The 15,982-nt window shown below is 54.5% G+C and carries 12 protein-coding genes; 4 read left to right on the top strand and 8 right to left on the bottom strand.

Annotated features, from left to right (window positions below; all coding sequences use genetic code 11):
• Positions 1 to 85: 85 nt before the first annotated feature.
• Positions 86 to 2,104 carry a TonB-dependent receptor gene (locus tag R3I13_RS26865; RefSeq protein WP_346321090.1) on the bottom strand — a complete coding sequence of 673 codons (2,019 nt, stop codon included), beginning with the start codon at positions 2,102 to 2,104 and terminating at the stop codon, positions 86 to 88.
• A gap of 68 nt (positions 2,105 to 2,172) precedes the next feature.
• Here R3I13_RS26865 and R3I13_RS26860 point away from each other — a divergent pair, with 68 nt between their 5' ends.
• The gene (locus R3I13_RS26860; protein ID WP_346321089.1) at positions 2,173 to 4,371 is read left to right on the top strand and encodes a B12-binding domain-containing radical SAM protein; all 2,199 of its coding nucleotides are present in this window, start codon (positions 2,173 to 2,175) and stop codon (positions 4,369 to 4,371) included.
• Positions 4,372 to 4,556: 185 nt separating this feature from the next.
• Here the strand turns inward: R3I13_RS26860 and R3I13_RS26855 are convergent, their stop codons facing one another.
• The 4 genes from R3I13_RS26855 to R3I13_RS26840 all read right to left on the bottom strand — a co-directional run bounded on the left by R3I13_RS26855 (position 4,557) and on the right by R3I13_RS26840 (position 9,180).
• The gene (locus tag R3I13_RS26855) at positions 4,557 to 5,882 is read right to left on the bottom strand and encodes a DEAD/DEAH box helicase (RefSeq protein WP_346321088.1); all 1,326 of its coding nucleotides are present in this window, start codon (positions 5,880 to 5,882) and stop codon (positions 4,557 to 4,559) included.
• Positions 5,883 to 6,034: 152 nt separating this feature from the next.
• Complete coding sequence (locus tag R3I13_RS26850; protein WP_346321087.1) at positions 6,035 to 6,673, bottom strand: YceI family protein; 639 nt, start codon at positions 6,671 to 6,673, stop codon at positions 6,035 to 6,037.
• Positions 6,674 to 7,292: 619 nt separating this feature from the next.
• The gene (locus R3I13_RS26845; protein ID WP_346321086.1) at positions 7,293 to 8,150 is read right to left on the bottom strand and encodes a hypothetical protein; all 858 of its coding nucleotides are present in this window, start codon (positions 8,148 to 8,150) and stop codon (positions 7,293 to 7,295) included.
• A 52-nt stretch (positions 8,151 to 8,202) separates the two neighbouring features.
• Complete coding sequence (locus R3I13_RS26840) at positions 8,203 to 9,180, bottom strand: acyl transferase (protein ID WP_346321085.1); 978 nt, start codon at positions 9,178 to 9,180, stop codon at positions 8,203 to 8,205.
• A 111-nt stretch (positions 9,181 to 9,291) separates the two neighbouring features.
• On the opposite strand from R3I13_RS26840, the gene R3I13_RS26835 reads away from it, so the two are divergent.
• Genes R3I13_RS26835 through R3I13_RS26825 form a run of 3 tightly spaced genes read left to right on the top strand, consistent with a single transcriptional unit; the run spans position 9,292 to position 11,693 of the window.
• Positions 9,292 to 9,777: a hypothetical protein gene (locus R3I13_RS26835; RefSeq protein ID WP_346321084.1), complete on the top strand. Its 486-nt coding sequence runs from the start codon at positions 9,292 to 9,294 to the stop codon at positions 9,775 to 9,777.
• A gap of 43 nt (positions 9,778 to 9,820) precedes the next feature.
• Positions 9,821 to 11,359, top strand: coding sequence for an acyl-CoA carboxylase subunit beta (locus tag R3I13_RS26830; RefSeq protein WP_346321083.1), 1,539 nt, complete (start codon positions 9,821 to 9,823; stop codon positions 11,357 to 11,359).
• Positions 11,360 to 11,408: 49 nt separating this feature from the next.
• Complete coding sequence (locus R3I13_RS26825) at positions 11,409 to 11,693, top strand: hypothetical protein (protein WP_346321082.1); 285 nt, start codon at positions 11,409 to 11,411, stop codon at positions 11,691 to 11,693.
• On the opposite strand, the gene R3I13_RS26820 is transcribed toward R3I13_RS26825, so the two are convergent.
• The 3 genes from R3I13_RS26820 to R3I13_RS26810 all read right to left on the bottom strand — a co-directional run.
• Positions 11,694 to 12,719: a hypothetical protein gene (locus R3I13_RS26820; RefSeq protein ID WP_346321081.1), complete on the bottom strand. Its 1,026-nt coding sequence runs from the start codon at positions 12,717 to 12,719 to the stop codon at positions 11,694 to 11,696.
• Between the two features lie 19 nt (positions 12,720 to 12,738).
• Positions 12,739 to 13,665 (bottom strand): type IX secretion system membrane protein PorP/SprF, encoded by a 927-nt coding sequence (locus R3I13_RS26815; protein ID WP_346321080.1) that lies wholly within the window; start codon positions 13,663 to 13,665, stop codon positions 12,739 to 12,741.
• A 3-nt stretch (positions 13,666 to 13,668) separates the two neighbouring features.
• The coding region (locus R3I13_RS26810) for an Ig-like domain-containing protein (protein ID WP_346321079.1) at positions 13,669 to 15,982 on the bottom strand (2,314 nt) is incomplete at its 5' end.

Below are 15,982 nucleotides of genomic sequence, written 5' to 3'. Positions count from 1 at the left end.
AAATCCTGTTTAGCCCGTCCTATATTCCCTGGTATAACAAAGAACATCCCGGGCAGGCGGCAGCTTGTCCGGGTTTGTTGTTCTATCACCGCCCATCCAGCCGCACCCTGAAGCCTGCATAGAAATTGCGGCCCGGCGCGGCGTTGTAATAACGGCCCGCGGCGGCATTGATATCGTTTCCGAGGCTGTAGGTCTGATCCAGCAGGTTGTCTGCCCCGGCAAACACACCGGCCCGCCAGCGGCCGCTCCACGTGAAAGTATATTGCGCCTTAACACCGACCAGGTGAAAGGATGTTGCCTTGTCGGTATTCGCATCGTTCAGCCAGGTATCGCTGTTGTATTGATAAGTCAGGTAAAGCCCGAGAGCAGGCAGCAGCTGGAGATCGGCCGTAGCAGCCACCGTATGCGCGGGTGTGCCGGGAAGGGCATTGCCGTCGTATACTTTATCCTGCTGGCGGAATTCATCGTAGCGGAAATGATGGTAAGTGTATGCTCCGCGCAGTGTGAGCAGGGTGTTGAACCGGTATTGCAGGAGCGCTTCAAAACCTTTTTGCGTAGTAGCGCCCGCGTTCTCGAAATAATCCGCGCCGCTGGCATCCCTGCGTTGTACGATCGCATCCCGCAGGCGGAACCAGAACAGGTTTACGTCGTACCAGAAACCGCTTTTACCGCCTCTTATACCGGCTTCGTAGTTCCAGCCTTTCTCCGCCTGCAAAGTGGTATTGATCACGCTGGTGCTGGGCAGCAGCTCCGCCACCGTGGGCGGACTGAAACCTTTGGACACCACGGCGTACAGGTTCGCCCATGCGCCGAATTGTTTCATCATCGCCAGCCTTGGCGCCCATTCATTTTTATAACGGCTCGTGAAATTAAACGCCGGCGTTTCAGACACGCGGGTGAATGCCGTACGGGTATTGTTCATGCTGATGCCCGCGGTGACCGTCCAGCCGCGCGGCAGCAGCAGTTCCGGTTGCAGGAACAGCGAATACAGCGTGTTATTGATCTTATCGTCCGTTTGCAGTATGCCGGGTTCGCCGCTGGCATTGGTAAATACTTTCGTGGAGAAATTACCGTGCTGCACTTCCGCGCCTGCCAGCACGCGCAGGATGGAACGGGAATACGTGAACACCGTTCTGCCGCCGAAATGCGGCTCCCGGCGCTTTTCGAAGTTCCGGATCGCAGGGTTTTCCAGTTTGCTGAATGCGCCGTATATGCCCGTGCGCTGCTCCCAGTGCTCATTCCAGCGGTAGCCAAACTGTACGCCTCCCCACAACGTTTGCTGGTGGATGGCCGCATGCGCGCCGGCAGCGGAAGGAAAACCTCCGCCTGCTGGTCTTGCCTGGCGTTTGTCCGCTTCAAACTGCGCCAGCGTGAGGGCGCCGGGCGTTTCATAAAAAAGATCACCGTATAAAAGATGCGCTTCAAAGTCCGCTTTGTCATTGGGCTTCCAGCGGCCGCCCCATCCCGCCACCGTGCGGTGCATGTAGGTTTGCGCACGGTAACCGTTGGATTCCTGCCAGCTCAGCAGCGCCTGTTGTTTGAATTTCTCCGTCCCCCAATTGCCTTTACCTGCCAGCAAATGACTGCCGTAGCTGCCGCCGGTGTAACCAGCGGTAAAATGGTCCTCCTCATCAAACCCGCTCTCCGCCAGCAACACGCCGCCTGTGCCTGCGCCGTAAAGGCTGCTGCCCGGGCCTTTCAATATTTCCATACCCGAAAAGCTGCCTACGGCAAACTGGTTCAGGTAAGTATTGCCGCCGGGATCGGTGAAGGGAAGGCCATTGTAATACATCTTCACATTGCGCACCCCGAAAGGCGAACGCAGGGAACTGCCACGGATATTGAGCCGGTAACTGCCCGGGGAACGTTCTTCCATTCTCACGCCGGGCTGGGCATTCAGCGCGGGAAGAATGGACTGGCCGGAAAGCCTTTGCAGGTCCTGCCCGCGCACCAGGGCCACCGCGGCCGGGATGGAAGCCAGCTCCCGCTGCTGGGAATAGCCGTGCACCGTAATACCGCCCAGGGTAGTGGTATCTGATTGAGCCATAGCGGGAAGCGCGAACGCCAGGGCGAAAAGGGCCGTTAAAGTTTGTGAAGAAGCCATGGACCGTAAAATAGGAAATCCCTGTTTAATGAATTAGTGATATTTTTGCTGTTTAAACCGATTTGATTTTGAGCGCTTCCGTTTTCCTGATCACGCCGCCTTTTACACAGCTGAACACGCCTTACCCGGCCACCGCCTACCTGAAGGGCTTCCTGAACACCAGGAACATACCGGCTTTCCAGGCGGACCTCGGCATCGAGGTAACCGTAGCGCTGTTCTCCAAAAACGGGCTCCAGGCGCTGTTTGACCGTATTACGCAACGCGGCGGCGAATTTTCGGAGAATATCTCCCGCATTATCGCCCTACAGGAAGACTACATCCATACCATCGACGAGGTGATCCGCTTTTTACAGGGCCACAACCCTACCCTGGCGCACCGTATCTGCAAGCGCGACTTCCTGCCGGAAGCGGCGCGCTTCGCGCAGCTGGAAGACCTGGGCTGGGCCTTCGGCTCCATGGGCACGCAGGATAAGGCCAAACACCTCGCCACCATGTACCTCGAAGACCTGAGCGACCTGATCATGGAATGCGTGGACGAACATTTCGGTTTCAGCCGCTACGCCGAAAAGCTGGCCCGCTCCGCCAACAGCTTCGATGAACTTTACAACGCGCTGCAGCAGCCTTACACCTATATCGACGAAATCCTCATCCGCATCCTCTCCGAACGCATAGCCACGCTACAACCTGCAATGGTAGCCATTTCCGTGCCGTTCCCCGGCAACCTCTACACTTCCCTGCGCTGCGGGCAATGGATAAAAAAGAATTACCCTGATGTGAAAGTAGCCATGGGCGGAGGTTTTGCCAATACCGAACTGCGCTCGCTCACCGATGCGCGAGTGTTCGAATTTTACGATTTCATCACGCTGGATGATGGAGAAGCGCCCATCGAAAACCTTTACGGGTACATCACCGGGGCCAAAACGCAACAGGAACTGAAACGCACCTTCATGCTGGTAAACGGCGAGGTGACGTACTTCAACAACCAAAGCTGCGCAGACTATAAACAAGGCCAGGTGGGCACGCCCGACTACAGCGATTTTTTACTCGATCAATATATTTCCGCCATAGAAGTGGTGAACCCCATGCACCGCATGTGGAGCGACGGCCGCTGGAACAAGCTCACCATGGCCCACGGCTGTTACTGGGGTAAATGCACCTTCTGCGATATTTCCCTCGACTACATCCGCCTGTATGAACCCATAGCCGCCTCGCTGCTGGTAGACCGGATGGAGGAGATCATCCGGCAGACCGGCGAAACCGGTTTCCACTTCGTGGACGAAGCCGCTCCTCCCGCCCTCATGCGCGCGCTGGCGCTGGAGATCATCAGAAGGAAGCTGACCGTGAGCTGGTGGACCAATATCCGCTTCGAAAAAAGTTTTACCCGCGACCTCTGCCTGCTGCTGAAAGCATCCGGCTGCATTGCCGTGAGCGGCGGCCTGGAAGTGGCTTCAGACAGGCTTTTGGAGCTGATACAAAAAGGCATCACCGTGGCGCAGGTAGCGCAGGTGAACCGCAACTTCACAGAAGCAGGCATCATGGTGCACGCTTACCTGATGTTCGGCTTTCCCACGCAAACCGCGCAGGAAACCATCGATTCGCTGGAAATGGTACGGCAGATGTTCAAAGCGGGCATCCTGCAATCCGCTTTCTGGCATCTCTTCACCATGACCGCCCACAGCCCCGTTGGCCTGGACCCCGCGAAATACAAAGTGAGAAAAGAAACAGAAGCCATCGGCGCCTTCGCGAACAACGACATCATGCACGTCGACGAAACCGGCGCCGATCATGAATCTTTCAGCTTCGGCCTCAAAAAATCGCTCTTCAATTACATGCACGGCATTTGCCTGGACGATCCTTTGCAGAAGTGGTTTGAATTCAAAGTACCCAAAACGAAAATTGCGCCCGATTACATCGTGAACGCGCTGGTGGAAGACAAGCTCGCTTCCGCCAAACCTACCGCGAAGATCGTGTGGCTTGGCAAAAAACCCGCCCTGCAAACCGTCACCAAAAGCAAAAAAGGCAATACCTGGGAAGTGGCTTCCCTCACTTTCCAAAACCGGAAAGAAAAGATCAATATCAGCGTGGAACCGCAGCAGGGGCAATGGCTGGCGGACATACTCGAAAAAGTATCCGTAGACCAGCCCAAAACACTCACACTGCAGGAAGTGAAAGAAAGTTATGCAGCGGCAGGGCTGGAAGATTTTGAATTATTCTGGGATAATAAACCGGTGAATAATCTGTATAAATTCGGGCTGCTGAATTTATAACCCGTCATTGCGAGGAGCTGCTGCGGAATTCTATGCAGCGGGAAGCGCGACGAAGCAATCTCCAAACATAGCGTATATCAATCCAATGCGGGAGATTGCTTCGTCGCCCCTCCCGCATGGGCTCTGCTGCTTCTCGCAATGACGGTATTCCCGGGCAACAACAGACTTTTCGAGCAATGACGAGTCTATTTCTTTTTCCCGCGGGATTTGGGTTTGCCGTATTTCTTCATCATCTTTTCCTTGTGGCTTATTTTTACATTCACCTTCCTGTTCTTCGCGGCCTTTTCGTGAAACGCCGCGCCTGACTCACGTTTGGGCTTTTTCAATACAATATTCGGCACGATCACTTCGGGGATCTCCGCTTTGGTGAGCACGGTAGAGATCTCCAGGTTTCCCGGCAGGGGTGTTACGGGCACTTTATAATTCATCAGCTCCTCCGTTTTTTCCAGCTGCTCCATTTCCTTTTCCGTAGCGAAGCTGATGGCGTTGCCCTGCTTGTCCTGCCTGCCGGTGCGGCCAATGCGGTGGATGTAACTTTCAGGCACTTCCGGCATGTCGAAATTGATCACATGCGTTACCTCCGAAATGTCAAGCCCGCGGGCGATGATATCCGTAGCGATCAGCAGGCGGAAATTACCTTCCTGGAATTGTTTCACGGAATTAAAACGGTAGTTCTGCTCCTTGTTGGAGTGTATCACGCCCACCTTGCCCGGCATATCCGCTTCCAGCCTTTCAAACAGCTGGTCTGCCAGCTGCTTGGTACTTACGAACAGCAGCACTTTCGTCATATCCGCCTGTTCTTTCAGCAGCAGTTCCAGCAGGTTCACTTTCGTGTTGAAGTTGGGAACATGGTAAACGCTCTGTGCAATATTTGCCAGCGGCGTGCCGGCGGGCGCGGCTTCTATCGTGGCGGGGTTGTTGAAGAATTCAGTGATGAGCGCTTCCACTTCAGGCGTGATGGTAGCGGAGAACATCAGGTTTTGCCGTCTCGCGGGCAGCAGGTCCAGGATGTTTTTCAGCTGCGTACGGAAGCCCAGGTTCAGCATTTCATCCACCTCATCGATCACCAGCTTTTTGATGTTCTTCAGTTTCAGCGCGCCGCTCATTACAATGTCCACCAGCCGGCCGGGAGTAGCTACTACCACGTCCAGCTTGCCTTCGGCGATGGCCATCTGCGGGTTCATATTCGTGCCGCCGTAAAAGCCGGCCACTTCAACGTTCATGTAAGGGGTGAGTTGTTTTACGGCTTCCACTACCTGGGCAACCAGTTCCCTGGTGGGTACTACAACGAGTATCTGCGGGAAGCGGTCTTTGGTAAAGCTCCACTGGCGCAGGCAGGGAAGCAGGTATGCAAAGGTCTTGCCCGTGCCGGTTTGCGCAATGCCGCATACATCCTGGCCGCTCATGACCACGGAAAACACCTTTTGCTGGATGGTGGTAGGCGTGGTGAAGTTCAGGTCTTCCAGGGCTGAAAGCAGCGGTTTATTCAGGTTCAGATCGTTGAAAGTCATAATTGCCGGTAGCATTAAGCCGCAAAAGTACGCCAATTTGGGCGGAATATGGTTTCGCCCGGCGGGAAAGCCGCAGAAGACGGCGATTCTCCGGCAAAGAAAAAGGGATAATGCCTTCATCCGCATTATCCCTCTGTTCTATAAAGGTCAATTTATTTCGCGCTGGCCACCAGCGTCACGTCCAGGGTGAAATCGTCGTAGATGGCTTTATCGCCCAGGTTCTCGAAGAAGTTCTTGGAGCGGTACTTGATGTCGAACTTGGTGCGGTCTACGGTTACGGTCGCCTTCGCCGTTGCCTGGCCGCCGGCTACGGTTACTGTAGCGGGGAAAGACACGGGATTGGTGATGCCTTTGATGGTGAGGTTGCCTGTAACATCATAATTGCCGCCGCCTTTAGCGGTGGCGCTGGTGATCACGAATGTAGCGGTGGGGTGCTTTTCCACGGAAAAGAAATCGTCGCTTTTCAGGTGGCCTACCAGCTTGCCGTTCATATCCGCATTCGTGATGTCGGTCACGGTGATGCTGCGGGTATCCAGCGTAAAGCTGCCCCCTTTTAATACGTTCTTATCGATATCCAGCTGGCCCGCGGAAACAGCGATGGCGCCGGCGTGTGAGCCGGTCACTTTCTTGGCGGTCCAGGTGAGCTTGCTCTGCTGGTTGTCTACCTGGTAAACGGCATACGCGGCTTTGGCATGCGTGGTTGGTTTTGCAGGGTTTTCGTTGGCTGGCACAGCGAAAGACATCATAATGGCTGCCCCGCTGATAAATAATAAAGTGGCTAAACGTCGCATGTGGTGTGGTTTTAAATTTTGTTCGCGTGTAATTTCAAGAATTCCTGTCAATATACATAATTCCCTACAACATAAGTGGGCTAACCTTCACGTAACTGCCTGTACTTTAGCATTTACTTCACAAACATTTCACATAAGTTTTACACTTCAGCATATACTTTAGAGGCGTCAACGTATGCTTCACTGCCATTCTAAAACGTGCATGCAGGGCCGGCCTTTCATCCTTTCGTTTACCCATAAGCGTATCGTCCTCTAAACGCCCCTGTTCCAGGAAGGTATTGATACGGAAACCTTCAATCAGCTTAAGTGTAATAAAAGCCCTGGCGCAATGCCGGGGCTTTTTGCCGCCTGTCAAAGAATATACGGATAATCCGCCGAATATAAAATAGTTTATGAACCCCGAACTCGTTAAATTCATGCAGCCTGTTTAACGTGTAACCCGTCGCATTACAATTGAATTTTCATATAAACCGCTTGCTATCGCATTTTTATGGATGATAGATAGGAGCCCGAACAACCAGGTCTGTCCGCATCCCCCATGAAAGTTCATCCCTGTACAACCCATATCGCCAACATTGCCCCCGGAAGAAGCGCCGATGCGGGCCGGGATCTTTTTACCCTATTTATTGATGTCCGCCAATTCCACTTTCCGTCTTTCTTTGATGATGATGTGCGTGGTGTGGGTGAACACTTTATCGCCATTCCCGTATTCCAGGAACATTTCCAGCGGCATCACCACCGGCGGGTATGAGCCGGCTATGCGCATACGTTCTATCTGTATCTTGAAATGATCAGGCATCAGGCTGTAACCGGGGAATACGGCATGCGGGTCCATAGGGATCCATACGTAGGCGGTTACTTTGGAATGATTGGTGTTCACCACCCGCGGGTCGTGCCGGAGGTTGTGCGCCACGTATTCTTCGCAGGCCACGCCCGCGATCACTTTTTTGCTGCCGGTCTTTTTCAGCTGGCTCAGGTAGCCGATCTCACCGGGATAAACGGGCTCCATGCCTTCCAGCTGCAGCCTTGTTTTGTCGCCGCTGGCAATGCCGCCCACACCGGCCAGCATAAGCTGCGATTCTTTCCCGAAATCCCCGTAAAAATGATACCGCGTGCCGGTACTGCGGCTCTTCAGCTGTATGCAGAAAGCCGGTTCAGTGCTGCTGTAATAGATCACGATGTCTTCCCCTCCGTCTATCACCCGCTGGCTGCCCTGGAAGGCTTCGCTTTCCTGGTACACGGCCCAGTCGTATTCGTAGGAGGAATCCATGCGCACGCTCTCGTCGCCGCCGATGATCAGGGTGGGTTCCGGCGTTGCGGCTTTGGCCCTGCCGCGCGCCTGCGGGAAAGTTTCGTCTATGGTCTCTTCCGTTTCAACGGGCGCCTTCTTTTTGCCGGTCAGCTTTTTGAGCAGCTGCGCCTGGAGGGCCGGCATACACAGGAACAGGGCCAATGCCAGGAGGATAGGTGTTTTCATAGGTCTGGTGATTCTCCGGGCAAGGTAAACATATTATTCTAAAACACCATAACTAACTGACCATTAGACTGCAGCCGCGCAGGGCGGAGTGGTCCAGGCGGCCGAGTACTTCAAAACTGCCATCGGCCTGCAGCCGGCCAATGTCGTCTGTGGCAATGAAAGCGCAGGAGTGGATATTGGCGAGGTCTATTACGTTGATGACGCCCGAGGCGGAAGCGGCGGAGAGGTCGAAAGGATCATTTTCGTCGCGTACCATCACTTTCATCCAGGGCGGGCATTGGAACAGGCCGCCGCCTTTGGAATAGGCCTGGCTGAGCAGCTCGGTCATGCCGTATTCCGCGTGGATGGCAGGCACGCCGAGTCTTTCCATGAGAAAATCATGCAGTTCGCTGCGGGTCCATTCTTCGCGGCGGCCTTTCATGCCGCCGGTTTCCATCACGATGGTGTGGCGCAGGTTCAGGCGGTAAGCTTCCGCGAAATCCAGGAGGGCAAAGGTGACGCCGATGAGCAGCACGGGCTGGCGGCGGGCTTCCAGGGCCAGCAGCGTGTCTGCCAGTTTATCGTGTTCGTACAGGTAAAAACCGCTTTCGGGATGGCCGCTGCGCGTGATCATTTCCTGCACCATGTATACGAGCGAGGAATGTTGCCTTTCCAGGTAGGAAGGCAGCAGGCCCAGTACCACAAAGCCTTCCACGGGACCGTAGAAGCGGCGGAAGGCGTCCATAAAACTGCGTGTATAGATGCCCGTATCTTTCACCAGGTGGCGGCTGTTCTGCGTTTGCGTGGTGCCGCTGCTTTCGAATATGGCTTCGGGTTCAAATTCCCCGCAAACCACGGGGTGGGTCTTAAAAAAGCGGATGGGCAGGAAAGGGATCTGTTCGGGCGCGTTCACCTGTGCGGGGTTCACCCGGAGGGCATCCACATAAGCCCGGTAGAGGGCATTCTGCCCGTACTGGAGCCTGAAAAGCTCCGGCGCCAGGGCCATAGGGTCCTTTTCTGAAAATATCCTTGCGGCGAGTTGATCCTTCATCTGGGGAGCAAATTTACGAATACCCGGAGGTATATGTAACAAACCGGGGATACCTGGCGTTTATAATGCAGGTTGTTTTGCCTTTTGGTCATTTTAATGTAGGTTTGTTATATGAAGAAAATAATACTTTTATCCGCTATAGCCTTCGGTTTCTTCGGTTGTAAAAAAGAGGGGGCCGGTGGCACCAAGCCCATCCTGACCTTTAAGTCCGTAACCATGGAAGACGTGCCGGTGGAAGTAGAGCAGGTTGAGTTTTATTTTAACCTGCAGGATGGGGACGGCGATACAGAAGGCAACCTTTATTTCCTGGACCTTTACCGGATGGATACCGCCACCGACAATGGCACCCGCGACCCCTATGAATTCATTAAAATGCCCAGCCTTGAGATCCACAAAGGCACCAAGATCAATGCGGAGCTGACGCTCATCATGGGCGACGCTTCAGACCAGACCTTCATCCGCCTTCGCCAGTTCGGCAGCGGCAATCCCCCTCCCAACAAAGTAGATACCAGCCAGCTGAAAGTATTTATCAAAGACAATGCAGGCAATTCTTCAGATACCCTCCTCCTGCCGAAAGTGGCCATTCACTTTCCATAAACAGGCAGCCTGTTAATTAAGGCGCTTTCCGTATTTTTACAAAATGAGTAAAATCCAGGAACTACAATCCAAGATCGCCGAAGCGCAGCTTGGCGGCGGACAGGCACGCATCGATTCCCAGCATAAGAAAGGCAAACTGACGGCCCGCGAAAGATTACAGCTTTTGCTGGACGAAGGTTCTTTTGAAGAACTGGGCATGTTTGTGCACAACCGCAATAAGGGTATGACCACAGACCAGGAGCAGTTTCCCGGCGACGGGGTGGTAACGGGCTACGGCACCGTGAACGGCCGGCTGGTGTATGTATTTTCCCAGGACTTTACCGTGTATGGCGGCAGCCTTTCCGAGCCGCATGCCCGTAAGATCTGCCGCGTGATGGACCTCGCCATGGAAAACGGCGCGCCCGTTATCGGCCTGAACGACAGCGGCGGCGCGCGCATCCAGGAAGGCGTGGTGAGCCTCGCCGGTTACGCCGACATTTTCTACCGCAACACCCGCGCCTCCGGCGTGATACCGCAGATATCCGCCATCATGGGGCCCTGTGCCGGCGGCGCCGTTTATTCCCCCGCCATCACCGATTTTATCCTGATGGTGGAAAACACTTCCTACATGTTCGTGACCGGCCCCAACGTGGTAAAGACCGTTACCCATGAAGAAGTGACCAGCGAAGCCCTCGGCGGCGCGCATACCCATGCCACCAAAAGCGGCGTAACACATTTTGCCTGCGCCAACGAAGTGGAATGCATCCGCAACATCAAGGAACTGCTGAGCTATATGCCGCAGAACTGTGAAGACACGGCGCCGGTGTACCCCTACGAAACCACCAACGAAAGCCGCCCCGCACTGAATAACATGATCCCCGAGAACCCGAACCAGCCTTACGATATGAAGGAAGTGATCGCGGAACTGACGGATGCAGGCAGCTTCCTGGAAGTGCATAAAGATTTTGCAGACAATATCATCGTGGGCTTTGCGCGCATTGCAGGCAGGAGCATCGGCATCGTGGCCAACCAGCCCGCTGTGCTGGCCGGCGTGCTGGACATTCACGCTTCCGTGAAAGGCGCCCGCTTCACCCGATTCTGCGACGCGTTCAACATCCCGCTGCTGGTGCTGGTAGACGTGCCCGGCTTCCTGCCCGGTACAGACCAGGAGTGGAACGGCATCATCACCAATGGCGCCAAACTGCTTTTCGCCCTCAGCGAAGCCACTGTCCCCAAGATCACCGTTACCACCCGCAAAGCATACGGCGGCGCGTATTGCGTGATGAATTCCAAGCACATCGGCGCAGACCTGAACTTTGCCTTCCCGCAGGCGGAAATAGCCGTGATGGGCCCGAAAGGAGCAGTAGAGATCATCTACAAAAAAGAGATAGATACCGCTACGGATAAAGAAGCCCGCATGAACGAACTGGTGGCCGATTACACCGAACGCTTCGCCAACCCTTACCTCGCAGCCGAAAAAGGTTATATAGACGAGGTGGTGAGCCCCGAAGAAACACGGGACAAACTCATCCGAGGCTACAAGATGCTGGAGAATAAAGTGGTGAACATGCCGAAGAAAAAACACGGGAACATCCCGTTATAAATATTCAAAAAGCCTCCGCAGCACGGGGGCTTTTCATTTTTCCTGTTGTATGAAAGAGAATAAGATATTACAGGTCGTTTGTCTCGCGGTGATCGCCGTCATCACCTTCTTTTTTGCCATTACCTCACCTTACCGGTATGCGTATGATCCCTCGATCAAACAGCTGGATAATGATGCATTCCTGGTTCTGCACGTATGGGCGCTGCTGATCATTGTGCTCACCGGCACCGGGCTGTTCCTCGCCCGCGGCAGCAGGTTGTGGGTATATATCCTGTACGCGGCCATCGCGGCGTTTGTGGCTGCGAGGGTCTGGCATTTGAATTCGCTCGTCTGATCATTTCCTTCTCATTTCAAACACATCATCCGTTCCATAGCGGTTGCTGCTGAAGTAACCCGTTCTGCCATCATTATTCAGCCATATGCCGAAATCATCCTGCGGGGAATTGACGGGGGCGCCCAGGTTAAGCGCTTCTCCGGAAGGCATATTGCCGGAAAGCCGGATGGAGAAAAGGTCCAGGCCGCCCTGCCCTCCCCTGCCATCTGAAGAGAAATACAAAGTACCGTCCGGCGCGAAATAAGGGAACATTTCATTCCCGGGTGTATTCACCAGCGGGCCTGCGTTTTGCGGGGCTGACCAGCCTGAATCCGTTTTAAGCGCGTAATAAATATCCTTTCCTCCCATACCACCCGGCATGTCTGATACAAAATACAACAGGCTGCCCTGTGGATGCAGCGCGGGGTGGCCGGTGGAATATTCACCGGAATTGAAAGGCAGGCTTACCGCCGGCAGCCAGTTGCCATACCGGTATATCAGTGTCTGGATCTGCAGGCGGTCCGTCTTGTTTTTGCCGCTGCTGCGGCCATTGCGTGTGATGTACATCGTATCCTGCCGCTGGTTAAATGCAACGGGGCCATCGTTCAGCCGGTCGTTCACCTGCACGTTGAACAATAATATCTCATCCTTCCCCAGCCGTTCAACATTCTGCGGCAAAGGCGCCGGCGGCCTGGTGGCGGCCAGTTTGCGGGTATCGTTGCTGCTGGCGGATACCGCCTGCGGCTGCACAGGTGAAGCGGTTCTCCATTGCGGCGCGGCAGTGCCTTTCAGGCTGGCCACGTCGTACACGTAAAAGAGCGTGAAGAACGGGGACCGGTTGCCGGCATCCTGCCGCGTAGCCGCCTGCGTTCTGCCGCGGTTGCTGACGAACAGGAGGCCACGGTTAAACACAGCGGGGCAAAGATCATCGTACCCGGAATTCATATTCAGGTAAGCCGTTTCCCATTGCGCAGAATCCGCCATAGCGGCTTGCGCCAGGCCGGAGGCCGGGATGAAAAAGGAAAGTATGATGACGGATAAACGCATGAATGCTCGTTATATCGTGTTAAAAAAATCTCGGGGAAACCACCTGCTTCCTGTCCCACCCGAATTCATAGCGCAGCATGATCTCATGCGTGCCCTGGTTGTATTTCACGAGATTGGAAATACTGTGATCATAAGCGTAACCCAGCCTGAACTGGTTGCTCAGCTGCAATTCCAGCAGCCCGGCAATAGCATCGCCCGTTCTGTAGGATGCGCCGATGCCCACTATTTCCTTTATCCAGAAATTAGCATTGACGTCTACCACTACCGGCGCTCCTCTTACGGCTTTCACGAGAAAAGAAGGCTTCAGCTTCAGGTTTTCATTAAGGTCGAACACGTAACCGGCTACCAGGAAAAGATGCATATATTTTTTTGCGACCACTTCCGTACTATACAGATATTGATCTTTGCGCAGGTAGCTTTTTACAAGATTGGGAACAGAGAACCCCGCGTAAAATTTAGGTGTGTTGTAAAATATTCCCGCGCCAAAACTGGGCATGATAGCATTGATATTCTGCATAAATGCCGGATCGCCGCCGTCTGTCAGCTCTACCTTCGTCAGGTCCGCCCGGTAATTGCTCAGCCCGCCCTGCAAACCGATCGCAAGCGCAGACCCATTCTCATTAAAATTGATGCGGTAAGCGTAAGAGGCGTAGAAGCCGGTGGTTTTCACAATGCCGATCCGGTCGTTGAACGCCTGTATCCCCAACCCCACTTTTTTATTGCGCGTGGCCATATCAAAAGAAAGTGTGCCGGTCCGGGGAGCGCCTTCCACTCCCACCCACTGGTTGCGGTACATAGCGGTAGCGCTCAGCACGCCGCGGCTGCCGGCATAGGCGGGGTTTACGGCCATCATATTGAACATATACTGCGTATACATGGCTTCCTGCTGCGCCAGCAACTGCCGGCTCATGCACAATATCACGAAGAGGGTGATGATCTTTTTCATGGTTTAACGCATTATGGTGATGAAGTTCACGTACCTCTCACCGGTTGTACTATTCACGACTACGTAATAATAAGTACCGTCAGGCAGGTCTTGCCCCATGTGAATACCCAGGTTGCAGGTACCATTCCAGTCGTTGCTGTATTCAGTGGATTTATAGACGACGTTGCCCCAGCGGTTGTATACTTCCAGGCTGATCTTGTCGCTGCCGGCATTGCCGATCACGAAGCGGTCGTTCACCCCGTCCCCATTCGGCGAGAAGCCTTGCGGGATGCGCAGCTGCGTGGGACTGAGTACCACCGGCGTGGCGGCCCGTTCATCCGGGATGCCGTTGCCGTCCGGATCGGCCAGGTTGCCATTGGTGGATACATCCGAGATATCATTGCCTGTTGCGGCTACCCTTGCCAGCACATTCGCGACGTTGTTGAAGGTGCCGAAAGACTTATTGGGCAATACGTTCAACATCAAACGAACGGTATCCTCCCTGCCGGGCTCAAGCCTGCTGCCGCCGGGCACGAGGAGTTGCTGATCTGTAGTGCCGTTGAACGCCGGGTTGGGCGCAAGCCCGCCGGAAGCAGTAACGTTTCCGGCTACACGGAACGATACCGGCGCGGGGAATACTGCCTGGAGGTTGTCTGCCAGGCGTATTTCCGTGAGTGCCGTATTGCCGATGTTCCGCAGGAAGAAGGTGTACGTAAAGGTGTAGCTGCCGTCTATCTCCAGCCTGGTTTCGCTTACAGCCTTGGCAAGCCCGATCCGCGGGTTGGCCGCAAAGCTGAAGCTGGTGGGCTGGCTGCCCGGGGCTGCCGCATTGCGGCCGTTGTTTGAAATATCTGTTACCGGCAGGTTGTCCCTTACACTCTGCGCCTGCAGGGTGGCGGTATTGGTAAACGGCCCGAAGCTACCGTTGGCATTCACTTTCAGCGTAAGCGTAATGGAGTCCTGACGGCCTGCGTCCAGGGTGCTGAGATTTTGCAGGAGCGCTGTATCGCTGATACCATTGTAAGCTGTGTTCGCGATCAGCGTTCCGCTGGCAGTGATGCTTTCCACTGTGAAGGCTACCGGTGAAGGGAATACCCTGCCGAGGTCATCCCCGGTCATCACGTTTTTCAGGTCTGCATTGCCGGTGTTGCGGAGAGTGAATACGAATGTTTGCCTGTACGTGCCATCAGGCTGTAACACAGGCGCATCGGCGGCTTTGGCCAAGCCCGCGGCGGGCTCTTCCGGTACTGCGGTGATGGTGATGTAGATATCGCCCGTATCACAGAGCACCGGGGCGCCATTATCACATATCCTGTAAATGACCGTATCGGTGCCGGTATAGCCCGCATTGGCGGTGTAGGTTGCTCTGCCCGCTGGCGTGAACACAAGCGTACCATGCTGCGGCTGGCGGATGATGCTGGCCGTGAGCGTATTGCCGTTGCCATCGCTGTCGTTCACAAGGGCTTCGTGAGTAACGGTTGCGCCGGAAACTACAGTAATGGTATCGTTTACAGCTACCGGTTTTATATTGCCCGCGGCAATGGTGAACCTTGCCGTCGCGGTATCGCAGCGGGATGGTGTGCCACTGTCGCAAACGCGGTAAGTGATGGAATCCGCACCGCTGAAGCCATTGGCAGGCGTATAGGTAAAGCTGCCGTTTGCGTTCAGGGTGATGGTACCGTTTGCCGGACCTGAAACTACCGACGCAGTGAGGATATTGCCATCGATATCGCTGTCGTTGCTGAGCAGGTTGCCGGTGGCCGGGCTGTTCTGGTCAGTGGTAAGTGCATCATCTGCTGCTGTCGGTGCATCGTTTACGCCGGTTACAGTAAATATCACCATCGCGGTATCCATCAATCCATCAGGATCAGTAATGGTGTAATACGCTGTGTCGTTGCCGAAGAAGTTCGGCGCCGGCACATAAATGAAGGAACTATCCGGATTCAATGTCAATGTTCCGTTCATTGGGGCAGCCAGAACTGCAATTGCCAGCGTATCGCCGTCGGGATCGGTGTCGTTGCCCAGCAGGCCCGGGGATGGTACATTCAGCGCAGTATCTTCGTTCACCGTGTAAGCATCATTCACAGCCACCGGTCTTTCATTCACATTCGTTATGGCGATGTGCAGTGTTGCCGTATCACAGAGCGACGGAGAACCATTATCACAAACCTGGTAGATCAGCGAATCAGTGCCATTGTAATTTGCATTCGGCGTATACGTGAAGGAACCGTCGGCATTCAGCACCACCGTTCCATTCACAGGCGCTACTACAAGGCTGGCTGTCAATGTGTTCCCTTCCAGATCAGTATCATTGCTAAGCACATTGCCTGATACAGGT

Origin of the sequence: Chitinophaga sp. YIM B06452 (assembly GCF_039655965.1) — a bacterium.
GTDB lineage: Bacteria > Bacteroidota > Bacteroidia > Chitinophagales > Chitinophagaceae > Chitinophaga.
Note: the sequence above shows the minus strand (reverse complement) of the source record. Positions and strands in the feature narration are given on the sequence as shown.

Coding starts and splice junctions, on each gene's coding strand:
- R3I13_RS26835 (WP_346321084.1), top strand. CDS start 9,292: ATGAAGAAAATAATACTTTTATCCGCTATAGCCTTCGGTTTCTTCGGT.
- R3I13_RS26830 (WP_346321083.1), top strand. CDS start 9,821: ATGAGTAAAATCCAGGAACTACAATCCAAGATCGCCGAAGCGCAGCTT.
- R3I13_RS26820 (WP_346321081.1), bottom strand. CDS start 12,719: ATGCGTTTATCCGTCATCATACTTTCCTTTTTCATCCCGGCCTCCGGC.
- R3I13_RS26840 (WP_346321085.1), bottom strand. CDS start 9,180: ATGAAGGATCAACTCGCCGCAAGGATATTTTCAGAAAAGGACCCTATG.
- R3I13_RS26850 (WP_346321087.1), bottom strand. CDS start 6,673: ATGCGACGTTTAGCCACTTTATTATTTATCAGCGGGGCAGCCATTATG.
- R3I13_RS26815 (WP_346321080.1), bottom strand. CDS start 13,665: ATGAAAAAGATCATCACCCTCTTCGTGATATTGTGCATGAGCCGGCAG.
- R3I13_RS26855 (WP_346321088.1), bottom strand. CDS start 5,882: ATGACTTTCAACGATCTGAACCTGAATAAACCGCTGCTTTCAGCCCTG.
- R3I13_RS26825 (WP_346321082.1), top strand. CDS start 11,409: ATGAAAGAGAATAAGATATTACAGGTCGTTTGTCTCGCGGTGATCGCC.
- R3I13_RS26865 (WP_346321090.1), bottom strand. CDS start 2,104: ATGGCTTCTTCACAAACTTTAACGGCCCTTTTCGCCCTGGCGTTCGCG.
- R3I13_RS26845 (WP_346321086.1), bottom strand. CDS start 8,150: ATGAAAACACCTATCCTCCTGGCATTGGCCCTGTTCCTGTGTATGCCG.